The sequence below is a fragment of the Nocardia carnea genome (assembly GCF_029868325.1).
GTDB lineage: Bacteria > Actinomycetota > Actinomycetes > Mycobacteriales > Mycobacteriaceae > Nocardia > Nocardia carnea_C.
This window is the reverse complement of sequence record NZ_JARWNW010000063.1, coordinates 1-18,889: the sequence shown is the minus strand read 5'-3', so window position 1 is coordinate 18,889 and position 18,889 is coordinate 1. Positions and strand designations below refer to the sequence as shown.

Here is an 18,889-nt window from a genome sequence, read left to right as displayed (position 1 = left end):
ATGCAGGACATCCTGAAGGACATCCAGGACGGCACCTTCGTCAAGCGCCTGGTCGCCAATGTCGAGGGTGGCAACAAGGAGCTCGAGGGCCTGCGCAAGGCCAACGCCGAGCACCCGATCGAGGTCACCGGTAAGAAGCTGCGCGACCTGATGAGCTGGGTAGACCGGCCGATCACCGAAACCGCCTGAGCGGTTCGCTGATGCAGCGCTGAAAGGGGCCCTTCCGCGGTTGCGGGAGGGCCCCTTACTCGTGGGTACCCAACATTTCCTAATCGGTTTGATAATATCGAGCCATGGGTGAGCGGGAGTACGGCATCGGTGAGGGGCCCGCTACGCGGATCAGCCTGTCGCTGTCCGAGGGCACTGCCGAAGCCATCCGGCGGCGAGTGGGTAAACGGGAGTTCTCCTCGTTCGTGGCCTCGGCGGTGGAGCGTGAATTGCGTGGCCTGATCCTCGACGAATACCTCGCCGACTACGAGCAGCGGAGCGGCCCGCTGCCGCCCGACGAACGGCAGCGCGCAAAAGAAGCGTTCGACCGTGCGCTCGCCGAGCCGGGGCAATGGCCCACGGCAAGCTAACCCCACCTGCATCCCGTCGCCCGGCCCCTGCCCAGGGAGGTACTGCGGTCCTCGACTGTCAGGGATTGTCCCGGCTGCTGGACGATTCCGCGCCGGTCGTCGCGCTGGTCGCGGAAGCGCGGGTGCGTGGCATGGAGGTCGTCGTGAGTGCGCTGACCATCATCGAGGCGACGCACCGGAAAACGAACCGGGCACACCTGAACTGGCTGCTGTCCGGTATTCGGATCGAACACGTCGACGAGACAGCGGCAAGGGCCGCCTCGGCATTACTGCTCGATACCGGACTCCACGGCCACAAGTACGCCGTCGACGCCGTAGTCGCGGAAATGGCGTTACGTCAGCCCGCTCCCGTGGTCGTGCTGACCAGCGATGCCGACGATATGTCCACATTGTGCGGTCCAGGGGTCCGCATCATTCCCTTTTGAGGGATCAGGGCATCAACGCAACGTTGACAACATGATGTTGATCGACTGAGATGAATCCATGGTTCCCGATGACCGTTCCCACGCGGCTGCTCTCACAGTCCATCGCGCTGTTCTCGGCGCTGCCGGTGGCGACGCCTTGCCCGACCGGCCTTGGCAGCACACCGGACAACCGCCGAGTGACTGCGATCTGGTGCGGCTGGCGGCATGGAAAGCGTCGGAGAAGAAAGTCGACCCGGAGGTCCTGACGGCGGGGCTGGGGCTGATCAGCGCGGCCCGTTCGGAACTGGATCAGACCGAGGCGGCCCTGCTGTTCGCCGCGCGGGCCGCGGGCGTCACGTTCCAGCAGATCGGGGCGGCGCTGGGGCTGGGGTCGGGGCAAGCCGCGCAGCAGCGGATGTCCCGAGTTCTTGCCCGGCTGGAATCACGGCCGTGACTGCGTTTGTCCCGCTGTGCGAGGCGGGCAGGTCGTGCGGGGCGAAGGCGGTCACGCTGGGGCGGTTGTCACGAGCCGGGTTCGCGGTCCCGGACGGATTCGCGCTGCCCGTCGGTGCAGGCGTCGGCTGGGAGCGTGAACTGCCCGGCGTCCTGGGGGCGTTGGGCGGGTCGCGCTTCGCAGTGCGGTCGTCGGCGTCGGCCGAGGACGGCGACGAGGCGTCCTTCGCGGGACAGTTCCGCACGGCGCTGGACGTGCCGTCCGATGACGTCGAGGGCCAGGTACGACGAACCGCAGCGGCAGTCGACCGGGCGCGCACTTACGCTGCCGCCGTCGACCGGTCGGTCGCTCGCGGCGTCGCCGTCGTAGTCCAGCGGATGCTGATACCCGACGCGGCCGGTGTCGCCTTCACCCGCGATCCCGTCAGCGGGCGGCGGGCTGTCGTCATCGAGGCCGTCCGCGGTCTGGGCGATCGGCTCGTGTCGGGGCAGGTGAGTCCGGAAAGGTGGCGGATAGCTCCCGGCGACGTCCCCAGGCCCGCGGCGAAACCCGAGATCCTCGGCGCCGAGCAGGCGGTCGCGGTGAGCCGGGTCGCGGCGCGCGCCGAGGAGCTTCTGGGTGGCGGCCAAGACGTGGAGTGGGCGCTCGTCGGCAACCAGGTCTGGGCGTTGCAAGCCCGGCCGATCACCTCGACCCCGAGCAGTGACCGAGGCCCGGCCGGCACCCCGGTAACGAACGCGGTGACCATCGCGTCGGGAACGCCGGCGAGCCCAGGCAGGGCGCGGGGCGTTGTGCGCATCGTCGACGGCCTGGACGACTTCGGCCGGTTCACACCGGGGGAAGTACTGGTGTGCCGGGCCACGTCACCGGCCTGGACACCCCTGCTCGCCCGGGCCGCGGCCGTCGTCACCACGCGTGGCGGGGTGCTCGCCCATGCGGCGATCGTCGCCCGCGAACTGCGCATCCCCGCCGTCACCGACGTTACTTCCGCTATGGATCTGCCCGATGACATGCTCGTCGACGTCGACGGCAGCACCGGAACCATCACCGCACAGAAGGCTCGATGAACTCACCACACGACATCCGGCGGCAGGTCCTTCACGCACTGCGCCTTCTCGGCTACGGCGGAATCGCCCAGGTGAGCGAGCGCGCGGGCGTCCTGTCCGCCGGGGCCGAGGAAATCCTGCTCGAGGCCCAGGCCGACGGGCAGGTGAACTGGAGCCGATTCGACGACGACGGCGGATGGTCGCTGACCGAAGCAGGCAAGACGCTGGGAGAGCGGCTCCTGGCCGAGGAGCTGGACGGCGCGGACGCCCGGCCACTGGTCGAGTCGGTGATGGCCGAGTTCGAGCCACTCAACCGCCTGGTGGTGGACGCCTGCACGCGCTGGCAGCTGACCGAGATGGGCATCACCGAACCACCCACCAGCCTGGCAGGTGTGCTATCGGACCTCTCCCGCGGTAGCGCCGGGTGGGCAGTGCTCGAAGAGCGTCTGGTGCACCGCCTGCCGCGGTACAGCGGCTACCACGAGCGATTCGATACGGCCGTCGATCGCGCCCGAACGGATCCCGCCTGGCTGACCGCGACCGACCGCGACTCCGCCCACCGTGTCTGGTTCGAATTGCACGAAGATCTCCTGGCCACCCTCGGCCGTTCCCGATGACCTCGGTGGACGGGACCGATGAGCGGCCGATGACCGTACCGGGGTGCGTGCCGGCCTGCTGCCAGGAGTGCCGGTCAATCCTCGACGCTGAGCGCCTGGCGGTACGTCAGGCGCCCTTGGGTCTGCATCAGTGAACGCCGGTAGATCCGCTCCGCGACCACCACGATTCCGTAGGCGGTCGCCGCCATGATGGCGAGGGAGACCAGCGGCTCCCACCAGGCGGCCGTGCCTTCGGCGAGGCGGGCGGGCATGGTGACGATGGAGACGATCGGGACGTAGGACGTGACGGTTTGCGCTGTGCCGGAGGCGAAGATGCCGAGGAACAGCACGATCATGATCAGCATGCTCAGCGGGGTGGAGGTCGATTGCAGGTCCTCGTTGCGGGTCGCCAGTGAGCCGGCCACCGCCCACAGGCTGGCCAGGGCGAGGAAGCCTACGACGAAGAAGACGATGAACCATCCGGCCGCACCCGCGATCTGGGTGACGTAGTCGGTGTTTCCCATCACCGCCAACCCGGCCAGGCCCGCAGCCGCGAACAGGACCAGCTGCCCGAAGGCCATCAGGGTGTTTCCGATGATCTTGCCGATCAGCAACTGCCGCAAGGGGATCGCGCTGGCCAGGATCTCCACGATTCGGTTCTGTTTTTCCTCGACGACGCTCTGCGCGATGGACATACCGAACAGGATCGAGGCGATATAGAACAGGAACGCGAACACGAACGTCATGATCTGCGCGAAACCCGGGTCGACGGCGGACTCGTCGAGTACGTCGTAGGAGACCTGGCCGCCGCGGCCGAGCTCTTCGAGCGAGGTACCCGCCGCTTCGGCGTTGCGTTGCAGCGCGAGTTGCTGTGCGGCGGTGGTGACGTAGGTGTTGATGTCGTCGTTCACCGATTCCTTGCCGATGAGTCGCCACCCGCCGGGTCCGGCGACGAGACCGGCGTCGGCCTCCCCGTCACGTACCTGCTGTTCGACGGCGGCGCGGTCGGCGACCGGTGTGCTGGCGAAGGCAACGTTGCTGTCCGCGAGTTCGGCGAGATCGCCGGCCGTCTGCACGACCTGGCCCGCGTCGGGCCCGGTGACCGCGATATCGACCGTCTCGGTGCGCCCGCTCATGAAACCGCTGATGGCCAGCGACGCGACGATCGCCACGATCGTGATGACCGTCGAGATCAGGAAATTGCGGTCGCGCAGTTTGACCATGACTTCACGTTCGGTGACGATCCGCCACACCCCGCGCGGCGCGATATCCGCTTGGCCCGACCCGCTCATGCTCTGTGTATTGGGCATGAGCGGGGGCCCTCCGTGGTTACGCTCCGCTGCCGCCTCCGGGCCTGACCCGCTCATGCCGTCACCTCCCGGAAGATCTCCGCGACCGACGGCCGCACCTCGGCGAATTCCTGCACCGATCCGCGTGCCAGCGCCTCGGTGAGTACCTGATCGGTGGTCGCGCCGCTCAACTCGAGCAACACTCCCGCACCGTTGCGTTCGACCACACTCACCCCCGCGAACTCGTTCAACCAGCCGGTATCGGACCCGGCCTTCAGCCGGTACCGCAGCGCACCGGCCTCCCGTAATTCCGCCGCCGAACCCTGCGCGACGACCCGCCCGTTCGCGAGGATCACCAGCCGATCGCACAGCCGTTCCACCAGATCAAGCTGGTGCGAGGAGAACAGCACCGGCACACCCTGCCCGGCGTATTCGGCCAGCAGGTCGGCCATCGAATCGACCGCGACCGGGTCCAGCCCGGAGAACGGTTCGTCCAGCACCAGCGCCGCCGGCTGCGCCACCACCGCCGCCGCGATCTGCACCCGCTGCTGATTACCGAGCGAGAGCGATTCCAGCTTGTCCTTCCCGCGGTCCCCGAGCCCGAACCGCTCGAGCAGTTCCGTGGTCCGCCGCCTGCCCTCGGCCGCCGAAAGCCCCCGCAACCGAGCCAGATATACCAGCTGATCCCGCACCGGTTGCTTCGGATACAACCCCCGCTCTTCGGGCATGTACCCGAACGAACGCCGATCGGCCACGGTCACGGGACGCCCGCCCCAGTGCACCTCGCCGCCATGGATGGCCAGCACTCCCATGATCATCCGCATGGTCGTGGTCTTTCCCGCGCCGTTGCCGCCGACGAACCCGGTGAGCGCGCCCGGTTCCACTGTGAACGACACATCGTCGACGGCTGTCTTGTCGCCGAACCGGCGCACCAGATGCGTTACCTCGAGCATCGAACCCTCCGCGGTCGTGATCCGGGCCGACTCTACCCGGCCGCCCGAGCCCGAGCCCCGGATCCGGCGACCGCCACCGGATCCGGCGGCCGCCCAGCGGTATGTTCCGAGCCGTCCGCGCAGGACTTCGGGCGCGGGCGGGCGCTCACCCCTCGCTTACCCGTGCATGTCCGCGGCGGGCGGTTCGGGTGCGCGCCGGAGCACCAGGACACCTGCGACCAGCCCGGCACCTGCCAGCAGCGTGGCCATCAGGAACGGGTCGACGGTGTGCAGGGCGGGAGCGAAACCGATTCCCACGCACACCGCCACACCGGTGGCGCCGCCGAGCTGGTCGGCCGCCCGCTGCACGCCCGAGGCGATTCCGGCGTCGTCGTCGGTCACGCCGCTCACGGCGATGTACTGCAGGCCGACGATCCCGAAACCCATCCCGGCCGCGATGAGCAGCATCGCCGGTATCAGCCACGGCGCTCCCGCATTCACGGCAGCGACGACCCCGATGACGGCCATTGCGCCCGCGGTGAAACCGAGTCCCGCCAGCACGCAGACCCGGGCTCCCCAGCTGCCCAGCAGCCGGGGCACGAGCATGGAGAACGCGATCAGCGAGACCGCCAGCGGGAGCATGGTGATTCCGGCTCCCAACGGCCCCATCCCCAGGTAGTCCTGAAGATAGAACGTGAACAGCAGGAACGAGGTCGACAGCGCCCCACTGAGCAGCATCGTGGTGAGGTTCGCGGTGACGCGTGCGCGGTGGGCGAAGAAAGCCAGTGGCAGGAGAGGGTTCGGTGAGCGTGCTTCCACCCGCACGAATCCGGCTCCCGCCAGCACCGCACCCACCAGCGACGCCGCCGGCACCCAGTAAGAGGTCCCGGGTTCACCGGCCTGGACCACGCCGAAGGTGAACAGCAGCGGGCAGGTGATCAGCAACAGCGCTCCCGGAATGTCGAGCGGTCCGGATACGCGGGCGTCCGGCCGGTCTCGCTCGACAAGGACGAGAGCTGCCACGACGACGACCAGGATGAACGGCACCGAGATCAAGAAGATCCACCGCCAGCCCAGATGCGCGGTGATGATTCCGGACAGGACGAAACCGAGCACCAGCCCGCAACTCGCCACCGCCGCCCATACGCTCAAAGCCCGTGACCTGCTGCGTCCTTCGGGAAAGAGCAGAACAATGGTGGCCATCGCGGCCGGTAGGGCAATGGCCTCACCGGCACCTTGCAGGAGACGCGCGAGAACAAGCAGGCCGAAGGACGGTGCCAGCCCCGCCAACAGCGACGCCGCCCCGAACAAGATGGTGCCGGCCAGTAGCACGCGCCGGCGCCCGAGCAGATCGCCCAGCCGCCCACCGAGCATTAGCAGCCCGCCGCCGGTGATGGTGTAGCCGACCACGACCCATGTCAGGGCGTTGTCGCCGACTCCGAAGTCCGCGCCGATCGAGGGCAGCGCGATATTGACCACGGTCACATCGACCGCGATGAAGAATTGCAGCATCGACATCGCCCACAGCACCAGCCATGAGCGCATATGGGACGGGCTGTGCCCGCGTGAAGAGAGAATGCCTGAGAACATCAGGTGCTCCGTTGCTCAGAGAAGGATCTGAGCAGCACAAAGGTGCCGCTCCGGACTGATCACGAAGCGGCCGGACGTCCCTGAAGAGGAGGTCTGTGGGTGGAACGTCCCGCCGCTAGCGGGACGTCCTGGTCACTGCCGCGCAAGCGGCGGAAGCTGAAGCGCCTGACATGACGCGAACTCTATCAGTGAAGGGGGCGTTGCCTCGGCCGCACCATCGCTCTTCCGCAACGCCTGCTCGCGTCGGTCGTCGCGTCCGAACCTGCGTCGGGTTGCGACCGAACGTGCACCGACAGTGCGGCCAAGCGTGCACAAGGTATGCGGCCGAACGTGCGCGTATCCTGCGGCCAAACGTGCCCCAACTGTCCTCGGTGGACCCCGAACGACGGGAGTACGAGCGACCGGCTGCGGCCGGAGATATCCGCATGCAGGAAGTCGAAGCGGCTTTGCCGCATCGAAACTCGGCCGGTCAGCGCGCTGCGGCTCCGCTGAGTACGAGATCGACGGCCGCTGAAAGATCCTCTTCCCGCATCTGCTCGGCGCGGAGGAACAGACGGAACCAAATGGCTCCCGCGAGCATATCCATGATGGATCGGGGGTCGGCGTGTTCCGGGAGTTCGCCGCGGTCGATCGCGCGGCGGAAGATCGGATGTTCCCGTTCGGCGCGGTCGGCGAAGAAGGTCCGGCCGACCGCTGCCAGCGCTGGGCGGCGTGATGCGGCGGCGAGGACGGCGGTGGCGATAGGGGCGGTTGCGGGATCGGTGAGCAGTTTGTGGATGCTGCGGCTCGTCTCGAGGAGGTCGCTGCGGAGGCTGCCGGTATCGGGTACGTCGAAGGCAAGGAGGTCCGAGTCGGTCAGGGCGGCGGCGAGAATGTCGTCCTTGGACTTCCACCAGCGGTAGAGCGTGGTCTTGTTGACCCCGCTGCGCGCGGCGACTGCCTCCATGGTCAGGCCGTCATATCCGTTGTCGGCGAGGAGTTCCAGGGTGGCGGTGAAGATCGCGCCGGCGCGCCGCGGCCGGCCCTTCGTGTTTTTGTCGGACTCGGCATCCATACCGCAAGAGTACAACGCAACGTTGCGTTGTGGGACAACCGGCGCTACGTTTGCAACGCAACGTTGCGTCGTGTTTGGAGGTCTCATGACTGTTCCCGTGGTCCTGGTGCACGGCATTCGGCTGAACGGCCGCTGCTGGGCCGGCGCGATCGACGAAATAGCGCCCGAACGCACGGTGGCCACCGTCGACCTCCCGGGGCACGGCCAGCGCCGCGGCGAACCTTTCACGATGACCACGGCCGTCGCCGCCGTACGCACAGCCGTCGAACAAGCCGGCGGCCGCGCGCTGCTGGTCGGCCATTCACTCGGTGGGTACGTCGGAATCGCCGCGGCGGCCGAACTCGGCGAACAGGCGGCGGGTTTGGTGGTCGCCGGTTCCACCGCTGTGCCGGACAAGGCTTCGATGGTTCCTTTCCGCCTGGCCCACCGCGTCCTTTCGACTCGGCCCGACGGCGGTGAGCGGCTCAGCAACCGGATGTTCGAGGCCGTGCTGCCGCTGGAGGTCGCCCACGCCATCGAGCAGGGCGGGATAGCCACCGAGATCATTCCCGATGTATTGCACGCGCTCGGACAGTTCGATCCGCTCGCCGAACTCGGCCGATATGGCGGCCCGGTGTGGCTGATCAACGGCAGTCGCGACCATTTCCGCGCCCACGAGCACCGATTCGCCGCCGCCACACCCCGGGCCCGCCTGCTCGTGGTGCCCCGGGCCGGTCACTATCTGCCCCTCGCCGAACCCCGGCGGTTTGCCCGGCTGGTTCGCGATATCGCCGACAGCTGCGATACCGATTCCGGTCGCAATGGTGCTCGATGACCGCCCGTGCGCGGTCAGTCGGCAGGCATCCTATCCATCGGGGCGCTCACTGGCCTCGTTCCACCTCGGCCGGTGGGGCTTCCGGGCCGGAATGGCCGTACGCGACACCGGTTTCGCTCCGGCGCAACGGCTTACGTGGTCAGCTGCCGACCGCCTGCAGCGCATCCAGGTCCATGATGGCGTGCGCGGTGCGGTGCACGATGGCGCGGCAGATATCGGCCGGCTGGAACTCGGGCATCAGCGCGCCGCGGCCGATGGTGATCATCCAGGCGAAGTACGGGTAGAGCGCCTGCTGACGGTAGGCGAGCCAGGCGGACTCGAACGATAGTGCGGGCCCGCCTGCTGCGTGCAGGGCGTCGATATAGAGCGCGATCAGATCGGGTTCCCAGGACCGGCGGTCTTCGACTTCCAGCCCGGAGGTGATCGTGTAGGCCACGTCGAATGCCCAGCTGCCGCGCATCACGAGCTGCCAGTCGGTGAAACCCATACTGCCGTCGGCGCATATGTAGGCGTTGCCGATATGCGGGTCGCCGTGCAGCAAGGTCTGCGGGCCCTGTTCGGCGATCTGCAGTGCCCGGCCGCAGGCTTCGTAGAGTTCGCCCTGGACGGGCGGCAGGCTGTCGGGCACGAGTTCGGGGGCGCGTTTCAGCCCGACCTCCGCGCGTTTGCGCATCCCGAGCAGCCGGTCGAAATTACGGAAATGCGTGCCCGGCGTCTTCAGCCAGTCCCGCGCCTTCAGTTCCGGTGATTCCCAGTAGTGTCCGTGCCAGAGCGCCATATTCGCCAGCAGGTCTTCCATCTGTGCCCGGGTGACCCGTTCGAGCGGCGTGCAGAACCGTGCGCCCTGGGTCACGCTCACATCCTCGAGCAGCGTCAACGACCGTCCGGTCCGCAGGTCGGCGGCCCCGAAATACCCGCGCGGTGCCTCGATATCGAGTTCCGGCCGCAGATGCTGGAAGAATCCGGGTTCGCCGGGGAGCGCGTGCGCCAGGTACTGCGTCAAACGCTGGGTGAAGGTGAGGGTCGTTTTCGCGAAGAGGTGTTCCGGCAACCGCGCCCGCCGGCCGGCCTCGTTGTAGTGGATCGTCGCCTTCCAGCGGCTGGTCGTACCACCTTCGGCGTCGGCGATATCGAACGATTCCACTGCCGCACCGGGGTAACCGTCGGTGAGGACCCGGTCGAGCCATTCCGCATCGACCTCGCTCTTCTTCATGGGTATCGCGCCGTCGCGGCGGCGCAGCACCTTCTCCGCCAGCACCTGCCCGCCGAGCTTCAAGACCCCCGGCAGCACGCTGTCTCCGGGAGCACCGGTATTCGTCTCACCCATCCGATCGCCTTCCTCGGGCTCGTTCCGCCGCGCGACTGCCCGGCGGATCGAAAGTATGAGCTCGGGGCCGGACTTCCGCAGGGGTCGCAGGGGGCACAGTTGTGCGGTGAACGACCACGATGGCCTGCGATTTTCTGTAACGACAGTGTGTGCGGCGGCGGGAAATTCGGCGCGATCGGAACCCTGTGCGGCGCGTTCGGCCCCGGTCGCCGTAGCGAGTCTTGCCCGAGTCGAGCTCTGGCCGGCCATTGCCGGATCAGCCGCCTTCCGCAGACGCACCGGAGCCGCCGCGTGGTCCAGCTACCTCCGCCCGGACCACCGCTGCCGCGCCCGCCGCAACGCACCCGCATCGGAGTAGCCGACCTTCCGTGCCAGCGCCGCCTGCGTTACGTCCGGCCGTGACCGGGCACCCCGTTCGACCACCGCACTGCGCGCCCGGTCCAATTCCCGCGTCCAGGTCGTCCCTTCGTCGGCGAGACGCCGTTGCAGACTGCGACTGCTCGTGGCCAGATACCGCGCGACCCGCTCGATCGTGACCCGCCCGTCCCCGAGCAGCACCAGCAGCGCCTGCTGCACCTGGCCGGCCCAGGTGAGCTCCAGTCGCGGTGCGGGCGGTAGCGCCGCCGCGCACCGCGCGAGGATCTGGGCCAGTGCGGGGTCGGCCGTGCGCAGCGGTAGCTCCAGATCGGCTGCCCGGAACGTGATCTGGTCTGTCGGCGCCCCGAATTCGACGTGCCGGGTCCCGAACATTTCGACGAACGGCTGATGGCGCCGCGGCGCACACTGCCGGAACCGGATCCGCACCGGGTGCACATCCCGCCCCGTGGCATTGCGGGCCCGCGTCACCACTGCCGCGAGCGCGAACTGGGTGGCGAGTTCGCGACCCCGCCCGTGCCCGTTCAGCAGCCGGACATCCGCGTTCGCTTCTTCCTCCGAGTCACCCGAGACCGCGAACCCGATATTGGTGGTGATCATGTTCGCGTGCTGTTCCGACCGCGCCAGCCCCTCGGCGAGCGTCGGCGCCGTACTGAACAGGTAGTCGTGCAGGCCGAAGTTGCCCAGCGTGTTCGTCTTCCCGACCCGCAAGGCCACGTGGGGGTCGTCCAATGCGTGTTCCACCAGTTCCCACAGGTTGAGCTGGTAGTTGCTCGACACCATCGTGTCACCGGTTTCCAGCACCCACTCCGGTAGTTCCGCGGCGCGTGCGAGGTGCCGCCGGGTTGTTCCGTTCAGGCCGGAGCTGCCCAGGATGAAGTTCGAAAACGCAACATGTTCAACCGTATCCACTTGTGCAACACACCTAATCAGAACGAGTACCTCCCCGGCCCCCACGCGGACCGCTACCTGCCGACGATATCCCGGCTCGCGCGCACCGGCGTCGCGACGAACCCCGCCCGCCCCGCCGACTGGACCCCTCTGGCGCGATCCGCCCCCATCCTGGCGCCGGCGGCACTATCGGCCGCGGCGCGCCGGTGGCACCATCGCTGTGCCGGTGCTGCCGGTACGGAGTAGTGGAGAACAAGCGGTGAGGACCAACGATTGACACAGCGCATTCCCGCGCATCTCCCGGCTCCGGCGGAGTCCCGCCCCGCGCAGGTGGGCTATCCCGAGGGCCGGGTTGCCCTGCACGCACCCGAATTCGCCGCCGACCCGCACCGCGCCTACCGGGAGATGCGCCGCCGCTGGGGTTCGCTGGTTCCCGTGGAACTCGCGCCGGGCGTCCCCGCGACGCTGGTCGTCGGGTACAACACCGCACTACGCATCCTCAATGACCCGGACCGTTTCCCCGCCGACCCCCGCACCTGGCAGCGCACCGTCCCCGCCGACTGCCCGGTACTCCCGATCATGGAGTGGCGGCCCACCGCCAGCCGCAACACCGGCGCGGATTTCCACCGCTACCGCGAGGCCATCACCACCAGCATCGGCAACCTGGACCTGCATACGCTGCACACCACGGTCGAAGAGGCCGCCATCCCACTGATCAACGATTTCTGCGAATCCGGTAGCGCCGACCTCATCACCCAATACGTCTTCCCGCTGACCTTCACCATCATCAACACCCTGCTGGGCTGCCCCGCCGATATCGGCCAGCGGGTGGCGGCCGGAATGGCCGCCCTCGTCGAAGGCGTCGACGCCGAGAACGGCAACCAGATGATCAGCACCGCGATGCTGGAACTCGTCGACCTCAAACGCACCGAACCCGGTAACGACATCACCTCCCAGCTGCTGCGCCACCCCGCCGAACTGAACCAGGAGGAAATGGTTCACCAGGTCGCCGGCCACTACGGCGCCGGTATCGAATTCCAGCAGAACCTCATCGCCAACACCCTGCTGTTCATCCTCACCGACGACCACGTCGGCAGCGGCGTCCTCGGCGGCAGCCTGTCCACCCTCGACGCCCTCGACGAGGTCCTGTTCAACGACCCGCCCCTGGCGAATTTCCTCATCACCTACCCCCGCCACCCGATCCTCGTCGACGACGCCTGGCTCCCCGCCGACGAACCGGTCCTGATCAGCATGGCCGCCTGCAACAACGACCCGGCCATCCGCTCCGACGACCACATCGGCAACCGCTCCCACCTCGCCTGGGGCATCGGCCGCCACGCCTGCCCCGCCCAGTCGCTGTCGTACCTGATCGCCCAGAACGCCATCGACCAGCTACTCGACGCCCTCCCGGAAATGGAACCCGCCCTACCCGGCGGCCAACCCACCTGGCGCCCGGGCCCCTTCCACCGCGCCCTTGCCGAACTCCCGGTCCGCTTCACTCCCTCCGCCAGGTTGAACTTGTAATCCGACTCCCGACGGCGGGATTCCCGGTCCGAAGACCCGATCGAAAAGCGAACGCGGCCGGACACTCATAGCATCAACGGATGTGACGAATCTTTGGCAGCATCCCCAGCATCTCCAGGCCCCGCCGCCGGTACCCGTGGATATCGAAGTCACGGGTTCCACCCCGGTCGGGCGGGCTTTCGCGATGCCGGTGATGGTCGAATTCGCCCCGGGCTACCGGTTCAAACTCCGGAAGGGGCGTAACCAGGTCTTACTGCCGCCGGGACGGTTCCGCGCCCAACTGTGGTCGCAGTACACGTTCTGGCAGGTGGGCAAGGCAAGCTTGGACGTGGACACCACCCGCGGGCCCGTCTACTTCCATTACGCCTCGCCGCACACCATCTACCACCGAGGCGCCGCCGGGTATGAGCCCCAGCAACGTCCCGGGCTGAAGGTCGCACGAGCGTGGACCATCGCCTACTGGTCGTTGCTTGCCGCAGGCTTGTTACTGGCGGTGGCCGTGGCCGTCCTCCGCTGACGCGGCAGTATCCGGGTTCGGCGAAGTAGTTGTCTCGACCATGACCGAGGACTCGGTGACTGTCAGGTCGGTGTAAGGCCGGAGTCAGGAGCTCCGGCGACTGTATTTTCACGAGCAACGCAGTCAGGTCTGCCCCTCGCAGTGTCGCGCCGCGCAGAAGTGACGCGGAAAAGCCACCACCAGGACTCATGCGGGATACGAATCAGTGTCGATATCCCGACGGTGTAGGCCGCTGTGTCATCCTTGAGAGTCGACATGCACTGAGCAGCACCTGATAGGCAAGCAGCCGCAGCGTTCGCCAGGAGGGCATGATGACCACAGGTGGTTTCGACCCGATGTACGGCCAAGCCGACCCGATATACGGGCGGACGGCGGCGGTCAAACCGGGCGGTCTCGGAAAACGTGCGGTGGCGCGCTTCGTCGACTGGATCATCGCCGGCATCGTCGGTGCCATCTGTTTCTGGCTCATGGGCGTGGTCGGTGACGTTCCCGACGTACTTTCGGTCCTCCCGGGTGCCGGCTTCGGCTTCCTGTACTTCGTGGTCTTCGAAGTGGCCTCGGGTTCGACCCCGGGCAAGAAACTCGTCGGCCTGCACGTCAACGGTTCGGACGGCGCCCCGAAGCCCAGTCTCAAGGACTCCGCGATCCGAAACGCCTACATGCTCCTCAACCTGATTCCTTGGATCGGCGGCCTCCTGTGGTTCATCGCGGCGATCGCCATCGCAATGACGATCAGCTCGAGCCCGACGAAGCAGGGGTGGCACGACCGGGTGGCCGGCGGCACGCAGGTCATCGACGAATAATTCCGGTTCTGTCCTTCGCGCAGCCGGCGGTTCGGCGACTATTCGGCGGCCAGTACGCAGATCGGCGGGCTCTGTCGGACCGGTGGGGGATTCCACATCGGGTTGCGAGGACCGTACAGGCGCAGCATGAGCCGGAAGCGACCTGGCGGACACGGTAGCCAGTTGGCGCCCGGCTGAGTGGGCCGTTGTGTTTGCAGATGGATGGTGAGGGAGCCGTCGGCGCCGGTGTGTAGTCCGGGTGTGCGGTCGGTGATCGCGTAGCGGTCGATCGGGTTGTCGTAGAGCAGGCCCGTTGCGTGGTAGACGGTCAGCGACCAGAACTGGTCCACCGGCGGCCGGTTCTCGCGTTCGAACCGGATGGTGTAGCGGTGGGTTCCGGCCAGCGGCATTCCTTGGTCGTCGCGCTCGCATACCGGGTAAAGCGCTTCTTCGGCGGGATTGATGTAGATCTGGGAGTAGGCCACCGCGGCGCGTAGCAAGTGGTCGTCACCGAAGTCGGTGCCGCGATCGTTGATCGACCATCCGTTCACCGTGCGGCCTAGTTCGGCGACGCGCTGTTGGATCGTCCGAAGTCCGTCCGCGAGACCCAGGTCGGCTGACCAGCGGAGTGCCGGATCGCCCAATGCGGTACGTGCGTCGCCGAGGCTTTCCCGGACCCATTCGGGTAACTCGGCCGGCTCTGTATCGGCGAGTGCCGAACTCAGCGAATCCAGAAATGCCTCGGTGTCCTGGGTTTCGGTCTGCCGTTCTCGCTCGAGGAGGGCCTCCGGTGGTGTGTCTGCCGGCGTGCCGGGCCCGCTGAGTTCGATGCGATCCTGCAGATCGTGGACTGCTCGGAGATCGTCGGCGCGGCCGGGGTCGGTGAGTATTCGGATCGCCACCATGACGAATCGCGATCGGCACGGGATTGTCGTGGCGCCATCGGCCGGGGCCGCCGGAAAACGCCGGTGGTGAACGATGATCTCCGGTATCCGGGGGCCGTGCGTGCGTTGGCCGAGTGCCGCCGCGGTGGAGGAATCGGCCTCACCGATCTGAATGCTGTAGTACCGGTCTCCGAAATCGGGGAGCCGGAGCCGGAAGGTGCCGCAGGCGAGGTCCAGGAATGCCAGCGAGTACAGCGTGTCCACATTGGGGGCAACCCCGCTGGTGAGTGTCGGATCCGAGAGCCGCCGCTGATGGCCCAGGCGATTCACCGCCGCGCCGGCCGAGGTATCCGGCCGCGGAGCGTGCGGGGAGAGCGGCAGTGTGAAGCGGAAACGCAGGCGCTGGGCGAAGACGTAGGGGAACCCCCAGATGTGCAGATCCGCGGTTCGGCGAGCGATATCGTCGGGATCGAGGTGTTGTTTCCGACTGGTCATGGACCACCCATCGATAGTGAACTTGCTTCGAATAACCGTGGCTGCGAGCAGAAGGCCGCACCGTGCGGGTATGCCGTTGGCGGCGCCGAGCGCGGCAGTACATTTGGCGCCGGCTTCCGCCGTTGCCGGTGGCCGGGTGCTGTGAAGTGGCGCGGCCGCCGGGTGGTCGATCGTGACCTGCCCCGGCCCCCGGCCGTCGACTCGGGACCCGTCAGCCCTGAAACAGTTGCTGCCATTCCGTCGAGGAGCGGTCCACATACTCCGGGGTGAGCTTCGCGGGGTCGGGTACTCGAACGTCGTGTGCGTCCGCGGTGGCGCCGGGGATGCCGGGTAGTGCGGTGGCCACGCCGATGGCCTGTGCGGCCTGCGCTTCCGGGCCGACCATGAAATCGGCGAGGACCTGGGCCGCGTTCGGATGCGGGGCGGTCGCGGTGATGTGCCCATAGAACGGCACACCCCAGGATGGCTCCGGTAGCGCCCAGTCCACCGGTGCGCCCTTGGCTTTCTCCTGAACCAGCGGCTGCACCGTGGGCGAGGCGACGACCTCGCCGGAGGTCAGTGCCTGCGCAACGCCCAAGGCGCTGGGATAGATTCGCGGTTTCAGTGCTGCGAGCCGATCGACGTAATCGTCGCCGAAGTTTTCCCTGTAGTAGTCGTAGAGATCGACGTACGAGGCGATACCGGCCGGGTTGACGATGCCGATTTTGCCGGTGTATTTCGGATCCAGCATGTCGCGGGGATCGGCGAACCCGCCGGGGACCCCATCGGTATTCCATCCCATGCTGAATGTGGCGGCGACATCCAGGAAGAACCTGTCGTTCTTGACGCTGCGGTCGGGCCGGTATTCCGGTCGTTCACGGTTGGGTCCGCGCAGCGCCTGCGAGTAGCTGCCGGACTCGGCGGCGCCCGCGATCCACGAGGCGTCGGTGACGATGTGGACGTCCGCGGTTCCGCGACCGGTCCGCTGCTCGGTTTCGATGCGCGGGATCAGGTCGGCATCTGTGCCGCGCACGAATTCCAGCGTGATATCCGGATACTGCTCGTGCCACGGCTTCTTCAGGCTTTCCAGGATCGCCGGGTTCTGGCTCGAATACAGCAGCACCGAGCCTTCCTCCCGCGCCGCGGCCACCACATCGGCCCAGCTGCCCTCGACCGAAGAGGTCGTACCGCCGCCACCGCATCCTGCCGCGACGAGCGCGGCGCCGAGGAGCACCGCCAGCCTTCGTCTGAAACTCGCCACCACAATCTCACTTTCTGGAGTCGAACTGACATCAGTTCAACAGATATGGCAGAGTGGTGTCAATCACGTTCCGGGGCCCATTCCGGTGCGTGGTGGTGGTCGAACAGCGAGGAGTGTGAAGCCGATGCCCAGCGGTCGCGACGAAAACGACCCGTCACCCTCTGCAATAAGCGGTGTCCGGACCTACGAGCCGGGTTCGGCAGACCAGCTGACCGCTTCGCCACGGCCGGATATCACCCCGAGCGGTCCGGGCGCCCGGGAAGCACTGGCGCGCATGCTGGCCCTCCAGGCGGTGGTCTACGGGTTGCCGAGCGTCTATCAGTACGCAAGTATGTGCGCGCAATGCGCACCCAGCGGCGACGGCGACCTGTGGAGTCTGAACGAGTTCTCCCACAGCCGGGAGCCGGCCGGCCCGGACTATCAGGCCTTCCGCGTCCCCAACGTCGACACCCTGTATTCGAATGCCTGGCTCGATCTCACCGATGGTCCCGCGCTGCTCGATCTCCCCGACTTCCGCAACCGCTACTACACCCTGAACTTCCTGGACGCCTACAGCAACGCAAGCAACATCAGCGCCCGCACCCACCCGGGGCGGAGCCGCTTCCTGATCGCCACCACCGACTGGACAGGCCCGGTGCCCTCGGGCTACACCCTGTTCCGTGTAGCCACCCCGCTCATGTGGATCCTGTTGCGTATCCAGCTGTTCGGGCCCGACGACCTGACGAATGTCCACCGGCTCCAGAACGCCGTCCACATCCACCACAACGCCGACCGCCGCAGATCATGGCCCGTCCTGGATCAGGCTCGAGTGGAGACCTCCCCCGAAGCCTTCTTCGGCGCCCTGGACATCTCCCTGCGAATCAACGGCACTCCCACCCGCGACGCGGCGCATATCAGGCAGTTCCGCACGCTCGGCATCTGCGCTGCCGACCGAGACCCCGGCAATCTGGACGAATCGAGCCGCCAGGGTATGCGAGCGGGCTTTCACGACGCGCTGGCGCTGCTGGCGGAGTCACGCCCACTTCTCGGCGAACCGGTCGGTACCGGCTGGACGCAAGTCTTGGACAAGGGTGCCCACGGCGACAACTTCCTGGCGCGCGCCGTTATGAACTTCGTCGGTCTCGCGGCGAATGTCGTCGAGGAAAACTGTTCGTACAACACCTATGTCGATGCCACCGGCGAACCACTCACCGGAGCCGGCGAACGCGCCTACCGCATCGACCTCCCAGGTCCGCCGCCCGCCGAAGCCTTCTGGAGTATCACCCTCTACGAGGCCGAAACCGGCCGGCTCTACAACGCGCCGGAGGGCAGGTACGCGGTGGGGAGTGGCACCGGCCCCGAACGCCTCAGCCCCGCCGAGGGGCCGGCGCAGATCACGGTGAGCACTGCGCCGCCCACGGACTCGAGCACCTGGCTGCCCTGCCCGCCGTACCCGTTCTTCCTGGTCCTGCGGATGTATCAGCCGATGGCGGTCGCCACGACCGGCGGGTGGAGGCCTCCGCCGGTACATCGAATGGATCCAGGAGTCTGATCGACGGCAGGAGCCACCAGGCCTCACGGTCACAGCGGGTGCGATCACGACCTCGACAGGGCGGACGTCATCGATCGACTGAGGAGTAGCTCGTGGCAGCACAGAAAAATTCGGTGGATCTCCAGCAGAACCGAGCCCATAGTGCGCGCATATACGACTACTTCCTCGGCGGCAAGGACAAAACCCCGCCGACCGGGAAGCCGCGGAGAGGATCGAGAAGGCCATTCCCTCGGTTCGCGGTGTGGCCCGCGGCAATCGGGCGTTCATGGACCCGGCCATGGTCGAGGGGGCCGTGCAGGCCTACCGGGCGAGCGGAATCGAGATGGAGGCGCGCGATTACCGCGGAGTCTCCCATTTCTTCCGTGATCTGGAGGTGCTGGAGCCCGGGATCGTCGCGATCGAGGATTGGCATGCGGGGGAGAAGCCCCCGCCCCGGCCGGGGTGACCGAGTTGCCGACCGGCGCGCCCCGCCCACCCGCCGCGGGCTGCGCGGGCGGGGGGCCCCAAAAGTAGCCCGCCCGGGGGTTGGGGGGAGCGGGGCCCGGGGGGGCCGTTACAGAGGGGTT

At 67.4% G+C, this 18,889-nt stretch carries 19 protein-coding genes and 2 pseudogenes; 13 read left to right on the top strand and 8 right to left on the bottom strand.

Annotation, left to right across the window (positions count from 1 at the left end):
- From QH196_RS03700 to QH196_RS03675, 6 genes and pseudogenes are all read left to right on the top strand, one after another.
- Nucleotides 1–189 (top strand): annotated as a pseudogene (locus QH196_RS03700) (ketol-acid reductoisomerase); the annotation flags it as partial.
- Between the two features lie 104 nt (nt 190–293).
- Nucleotides 294–578, top strand: coding sequence for a hypothetical protein (locus QH196_RS03695; RefSeq protein ID WP_280414320.1), 285 nt, complete (start codon nt 294–296; stop codon nt 576–578).
- A gap of 65 nt (nt 579–643) precedes the next feature.
- Nucleotides 644–1,003, top strand: coding sequence for a DNA-binding protein (locus tag QH196_RS03690; RefSeq protein ID WP_280414319.1), 360 nt, complete (start codon nt 644–646; stop codon nt 1,001–1,003).
- Nucleotides 1,004–1,061: 58 nt separating this feature from the next.
- The gene (locus tag QH196_RS03685; RefSeq protein ID WP_280414318.1) at nt 1,062–1,436 is read left to right on the top strand and encodes a hypothetical protein; all 375 of its coding nucleotides are present in this window, start codon (nt 1,062–1,064) and stop codon (nt 1,434–1,436) included.
- Complete coding sequence (locus QH196_RS03680; protein ID WP_280414317.1) at nt 1,433–2,503, top strand: PEP/pyruvate-binding domain-containing protein; 1,071 nt, start codon at nt 1,433–1,435, stop codon at nt 2,501–2,503. The genes QH196_RS03685 and QH196_RS03680 overlap by 4 nt, the downstream gene beginning before the upstream one ends.
- A complete protein-coding gene (locus QH196_RS03675; protein WP_280414316.1) occupies nt 2,500–3,099 on the top strand; it encodes a hypothetical protein in 600 nt (199 codons plus the stop codon). The genes QH196_RS03680 and QH196_RS03675 overlap by 4 nt, the downstream gene beginning before the upstream one ends.
- Before the next feature lie 74 nt (nt 3,100–3,173).
- On the opposite strand, the gene QH196_RS03670 is transcribed toward QH196_RS03675, so the two are convergent.
- From QH196_RS03670 to QH196_RS03655, 4 genes are all read right to left on the bottom strand, one after another.
- Nucleotides 3,174–4,388, bottom strand: a complete 1,215-nt coding sequence (locus QH196_RS03670; RefSeq protein WP_280414315.1) for an ABC transporter permease — start codon at nt 4,386–4,388, stop codon at nt 3,174–3,176.
- Between the two features lie 53 nt (nt 4,389–4,441).
- The gene (locus QH196_RS03665; RefSeq protein ID WP_280414314.1) at nt 4,442–5,320 is read right to left on the bottom strand and encodes an ABC transporter ATP-binding protein; all 879 of its coding nucleotides are present in this window, start codon (nt 5,318–5,320) and stop codon (nt 4,442–4,444) included.
- Nucleotides 5,321–5,476: 156 nt separating this feature from the next.
- Nucleotides 5,477–6,889, bottom strand: a complete 1,413-nt coding sequence (locus QH196_RS03660; RefSeq protein ID WP_280414313.1) for an MFS transporter — start codon at nt 6,887–6,889, stop codon at nt 5,477–5,479.
- Nucleotides 6,890–7,358: 469 nt separating this feature from the next.
- Nucleotides 7,359–7,943, bottom strand: a complete 585-nt coding sequence (locus QH196_RS03655; RefSeq protein ID WP_280414312.1) for a TetR/AcrR family transcriptional regulator — start codon at nt 7,941–7,943, stop codon at nt 7,359–7,361.
- An 85-nt stretch (nt 7,944–8,028) separates the two neighbouring features.
- Between QH196_RS03655 and QH196_RS03650 the strand changes: the two genes are divergently transcribed.
- Entirely contained in the window at nt 8,029–8,757 is a 729-nt protein-coding gene (locus tag QH196_RS03650; RefSeq protein WP_280414311.1) for an alpha/beta fold hydrolase, read from the top strand.
- 139 nt (nt 8,758–8,896) lie between these two features.
- Here the strand turns inward: QH196_RS03650 and QH196_RS03645 are convergent, their stop codons facing one another.
- Nucleotides 8,897–10,084, bottom strand: coding sequence for an aminoglycoside phosphotransferase family protein (locus QH196_RS03645; protein ID WP_280414310.1), 1,188 nt, complete (start codon nt 10,082–10,084; stop codon nt 8,897–8,899).
- Nucleotides 10,085–10,384: 300 nt separating this feature from the next.
- Nucleotides 10,385–11,371 carry an AraC family transcriptional regulator ligand-binding domain-containing protein gene (locus QH196_RS03640; protein WP_280414309.1) on the bottom strand — a complete coding sequence of 329 codons (987 nt, stop codon included), beginning with the start codon at nt 11,369–11,371 and terminating at the stop codon, nt 10,385–10,387.
- 252 nt (nt 11,372–11,623) lie between these two features.
- Here QH196_RS03640 and QH196_RS03635 point away from each other — a divergent pair, with 252 nt between their 5' ends.
- From QH196_RS03635 to QH196_RS03625, 3 genes are all read left to right on the top strand, one after another.
- A complete protein-coding gene (locus tag QH196_RS03635) occupies nt 11,624–12,874 on the top strand; it encodes a cytochrome P450 (protein ID WP_432279427.1) in 1,251 nt (416 codons plus the stop codon).
- An 82-nt stretch (nt 12,875–12,956) separates the two neighbouring features.
- Nucleotides 12,957–13,391, top strand: a complete 435-nt coding sequence (locus QH196_RS03630) for a hypothetical protein (RefSeq protein ID WP_280414308.1) — start codon at nt 12,957–12,959, stop codon at nt 13,389–13,391.
- Between the two features lie 311 nt (nt 13,392–13,702).
- Nucleotides 13,703–14,194 carry an RDD family protein gene (locus QH196_RS03625; protein ID WP_280414307.1) on the top strand — a complete coding sequence of 164 codons (492 nt, stop codon included), beginning with the start codon at nt 13,703–13,705 and terminating at the stop codon, nt 14,192–14,194.
- Between the two features lie 38 nt (nt 14,195–14,232).
- On the opposite strand, the gene QH196_RS03620 is transcribed toward QH196_RS03625, so the two are convergent.
- Nucleotides 14,233–15,552: a DUF1254 domain-containing protein gene (locus tag QH196_RS03620; RefSeq protein WP_280414306.1), complete on the bottom strand. Its 1,320-nt coding sequence runs from the start codon at nt 15,550–15,552 to the stop codon at nt 14,233–14,235.
- Between the two features lie 211 nt (nt 15,553–15,763).
- On the bottom strand, nt 15,764–16,792 hold the full coding sequence (locus tag QH196_RS03615; protein WP_280414305.1) for an ABC transporter substrate-binding protein: 1,029 nt from the start codon (nt 16,790–16,792) through the stop codon (nt 15,764–15,766).
- 124 nt (nt 16,793–16,916) lie between these two features.
- Between QH196_RS03615 and QH196_RS03610 the strand changes: the two genes are divergently transcribed.
- The 3 genes and pseudogenes from QH196_RS03610 (at nt 16,917) to QH196_RS03605 (ending at nt 18,768) form a co-directional block, all read left to right on the top strand.
- Nucleotides 16,917–18,323: a DUF1254 domain-containing protein gene (locus QH196_RS03610; RefSeq protein ID WP_280414304.1), complete on the top strand. Its 1,407-nt coding sequence runs from the start codon at nt 16,917–16,919 to the stop codon at nt 18,321–18,323.
- A 92-nt stretch (nt 18,324–18,415) separates the two neighbouring features.
- A pseudogene (locus QH196_RS32470) lies at nt 18,416–18,472 on the top strand (hypothetical protein); the annotation flags it as partial.
- A gap of 92 nt (nt 18,473–18,564) precedes the next feature.
- Nucleotides 18,565–18,768 (top strand): SAM-dependent methyltransferase, encoded by a 204-nt coding sequence (locus tag QH196_RS03605; RefSeq protein WP_280414303.1) that lies wholly within the window; start codon nt 18,565–18,567, stop codon nt 18,766–18,768.
- Nucleotides 18,769–18,889 lie beyond the last annotated feature (121 nt).

Excerpts from the sequence above, each read along its gene's own strand:
- QH196_RS03660 (WP_280414313.1), bottom strand. The coding sequence starts at position 6,889 with ATGTTCTCAGGCATTCTCTCTTCACGCGGGCACAGCCCGTCCCATATG.
- QH196_RS03625 (WP_280414307.1), top strand. The coding sequence starts at position 13,703 with ATGACCACAGGTGGTTTCGACCCGATGTACGGCCAAGCCGACCCGATA.
- QH196_RS03650 (WP_280414311.1), top strand. The coding sequence starts at position 8,029 with ATGACTGTTCCCGTGGTCCTGGTGCACGGCATTCGGCTGAACGGCCGC.
- QH196_RS03685 (WP_280414318.1), top strand. The coding sequence starts at position 1,062 with ATGGTTCCCGATGACCGTTCCCACGCGGCTGCTCTCACAGTCCATCGC.
- QH196_RS03655 (WP_280414312.1), bottom strand. The coding sequence starts at position 7,943 with ATGGATGCCGAGTCCGACAAAAACACGAAGGGCCGGCCGCGGCGCGCC.
- QH196_RS03645 (WP_280414310.1), bottom strand. The coding sequence starts at position 10,084 with ATGGGTGAGACGAATACCGGTGCTCCCGGAGACAGCGTGCTGCCGGGG.
- QH196_RS03695 (WP_280414320.1), top strand. The coding sequence starts at position 294 with ATGGGTGAGCGGGAGTACGGCATCGGTGAGGGGCCCGCTACGCGGATC.
- QH196_RS03620 (WP_280414306.1), bottom strand. The coding sequence starts at position 15,552 with ATGACCAGTCGGAAACAACACCTCGATCCCGACGATATCGCTCGCCGA.
- QH196_RS03675 (WP_280414316.1), top strand. The coding sequence starts at position 2,500 with ATGAACTCACCACACGACATCCGGCGGCAGGTCCTTCACGCACTGCGC.
- QH196_RS03665 (WP_280414314.1), bottom strand. The coding sequence starts at position 5,320 with ATGCTCGAGGTAACGCATCTGGTGCGCCGGTTCGGCGACAAGACAGCC.
- QH196_RS03670 (WP_280414315.1), bottom strand. The coding sequence starts at position 4,388 with ATGCCCAATACACAGAGCATGAGCGGGTCGGGCCAAGCGGATATCGCG.
- QH196_RS03610 (WP_280414304.1), top strand. The coding sequence starts at position 16,917 with ATGCCCAGCGGTCGCGACGAAAACGACCCGTCACCCTCTGCAATAAGC.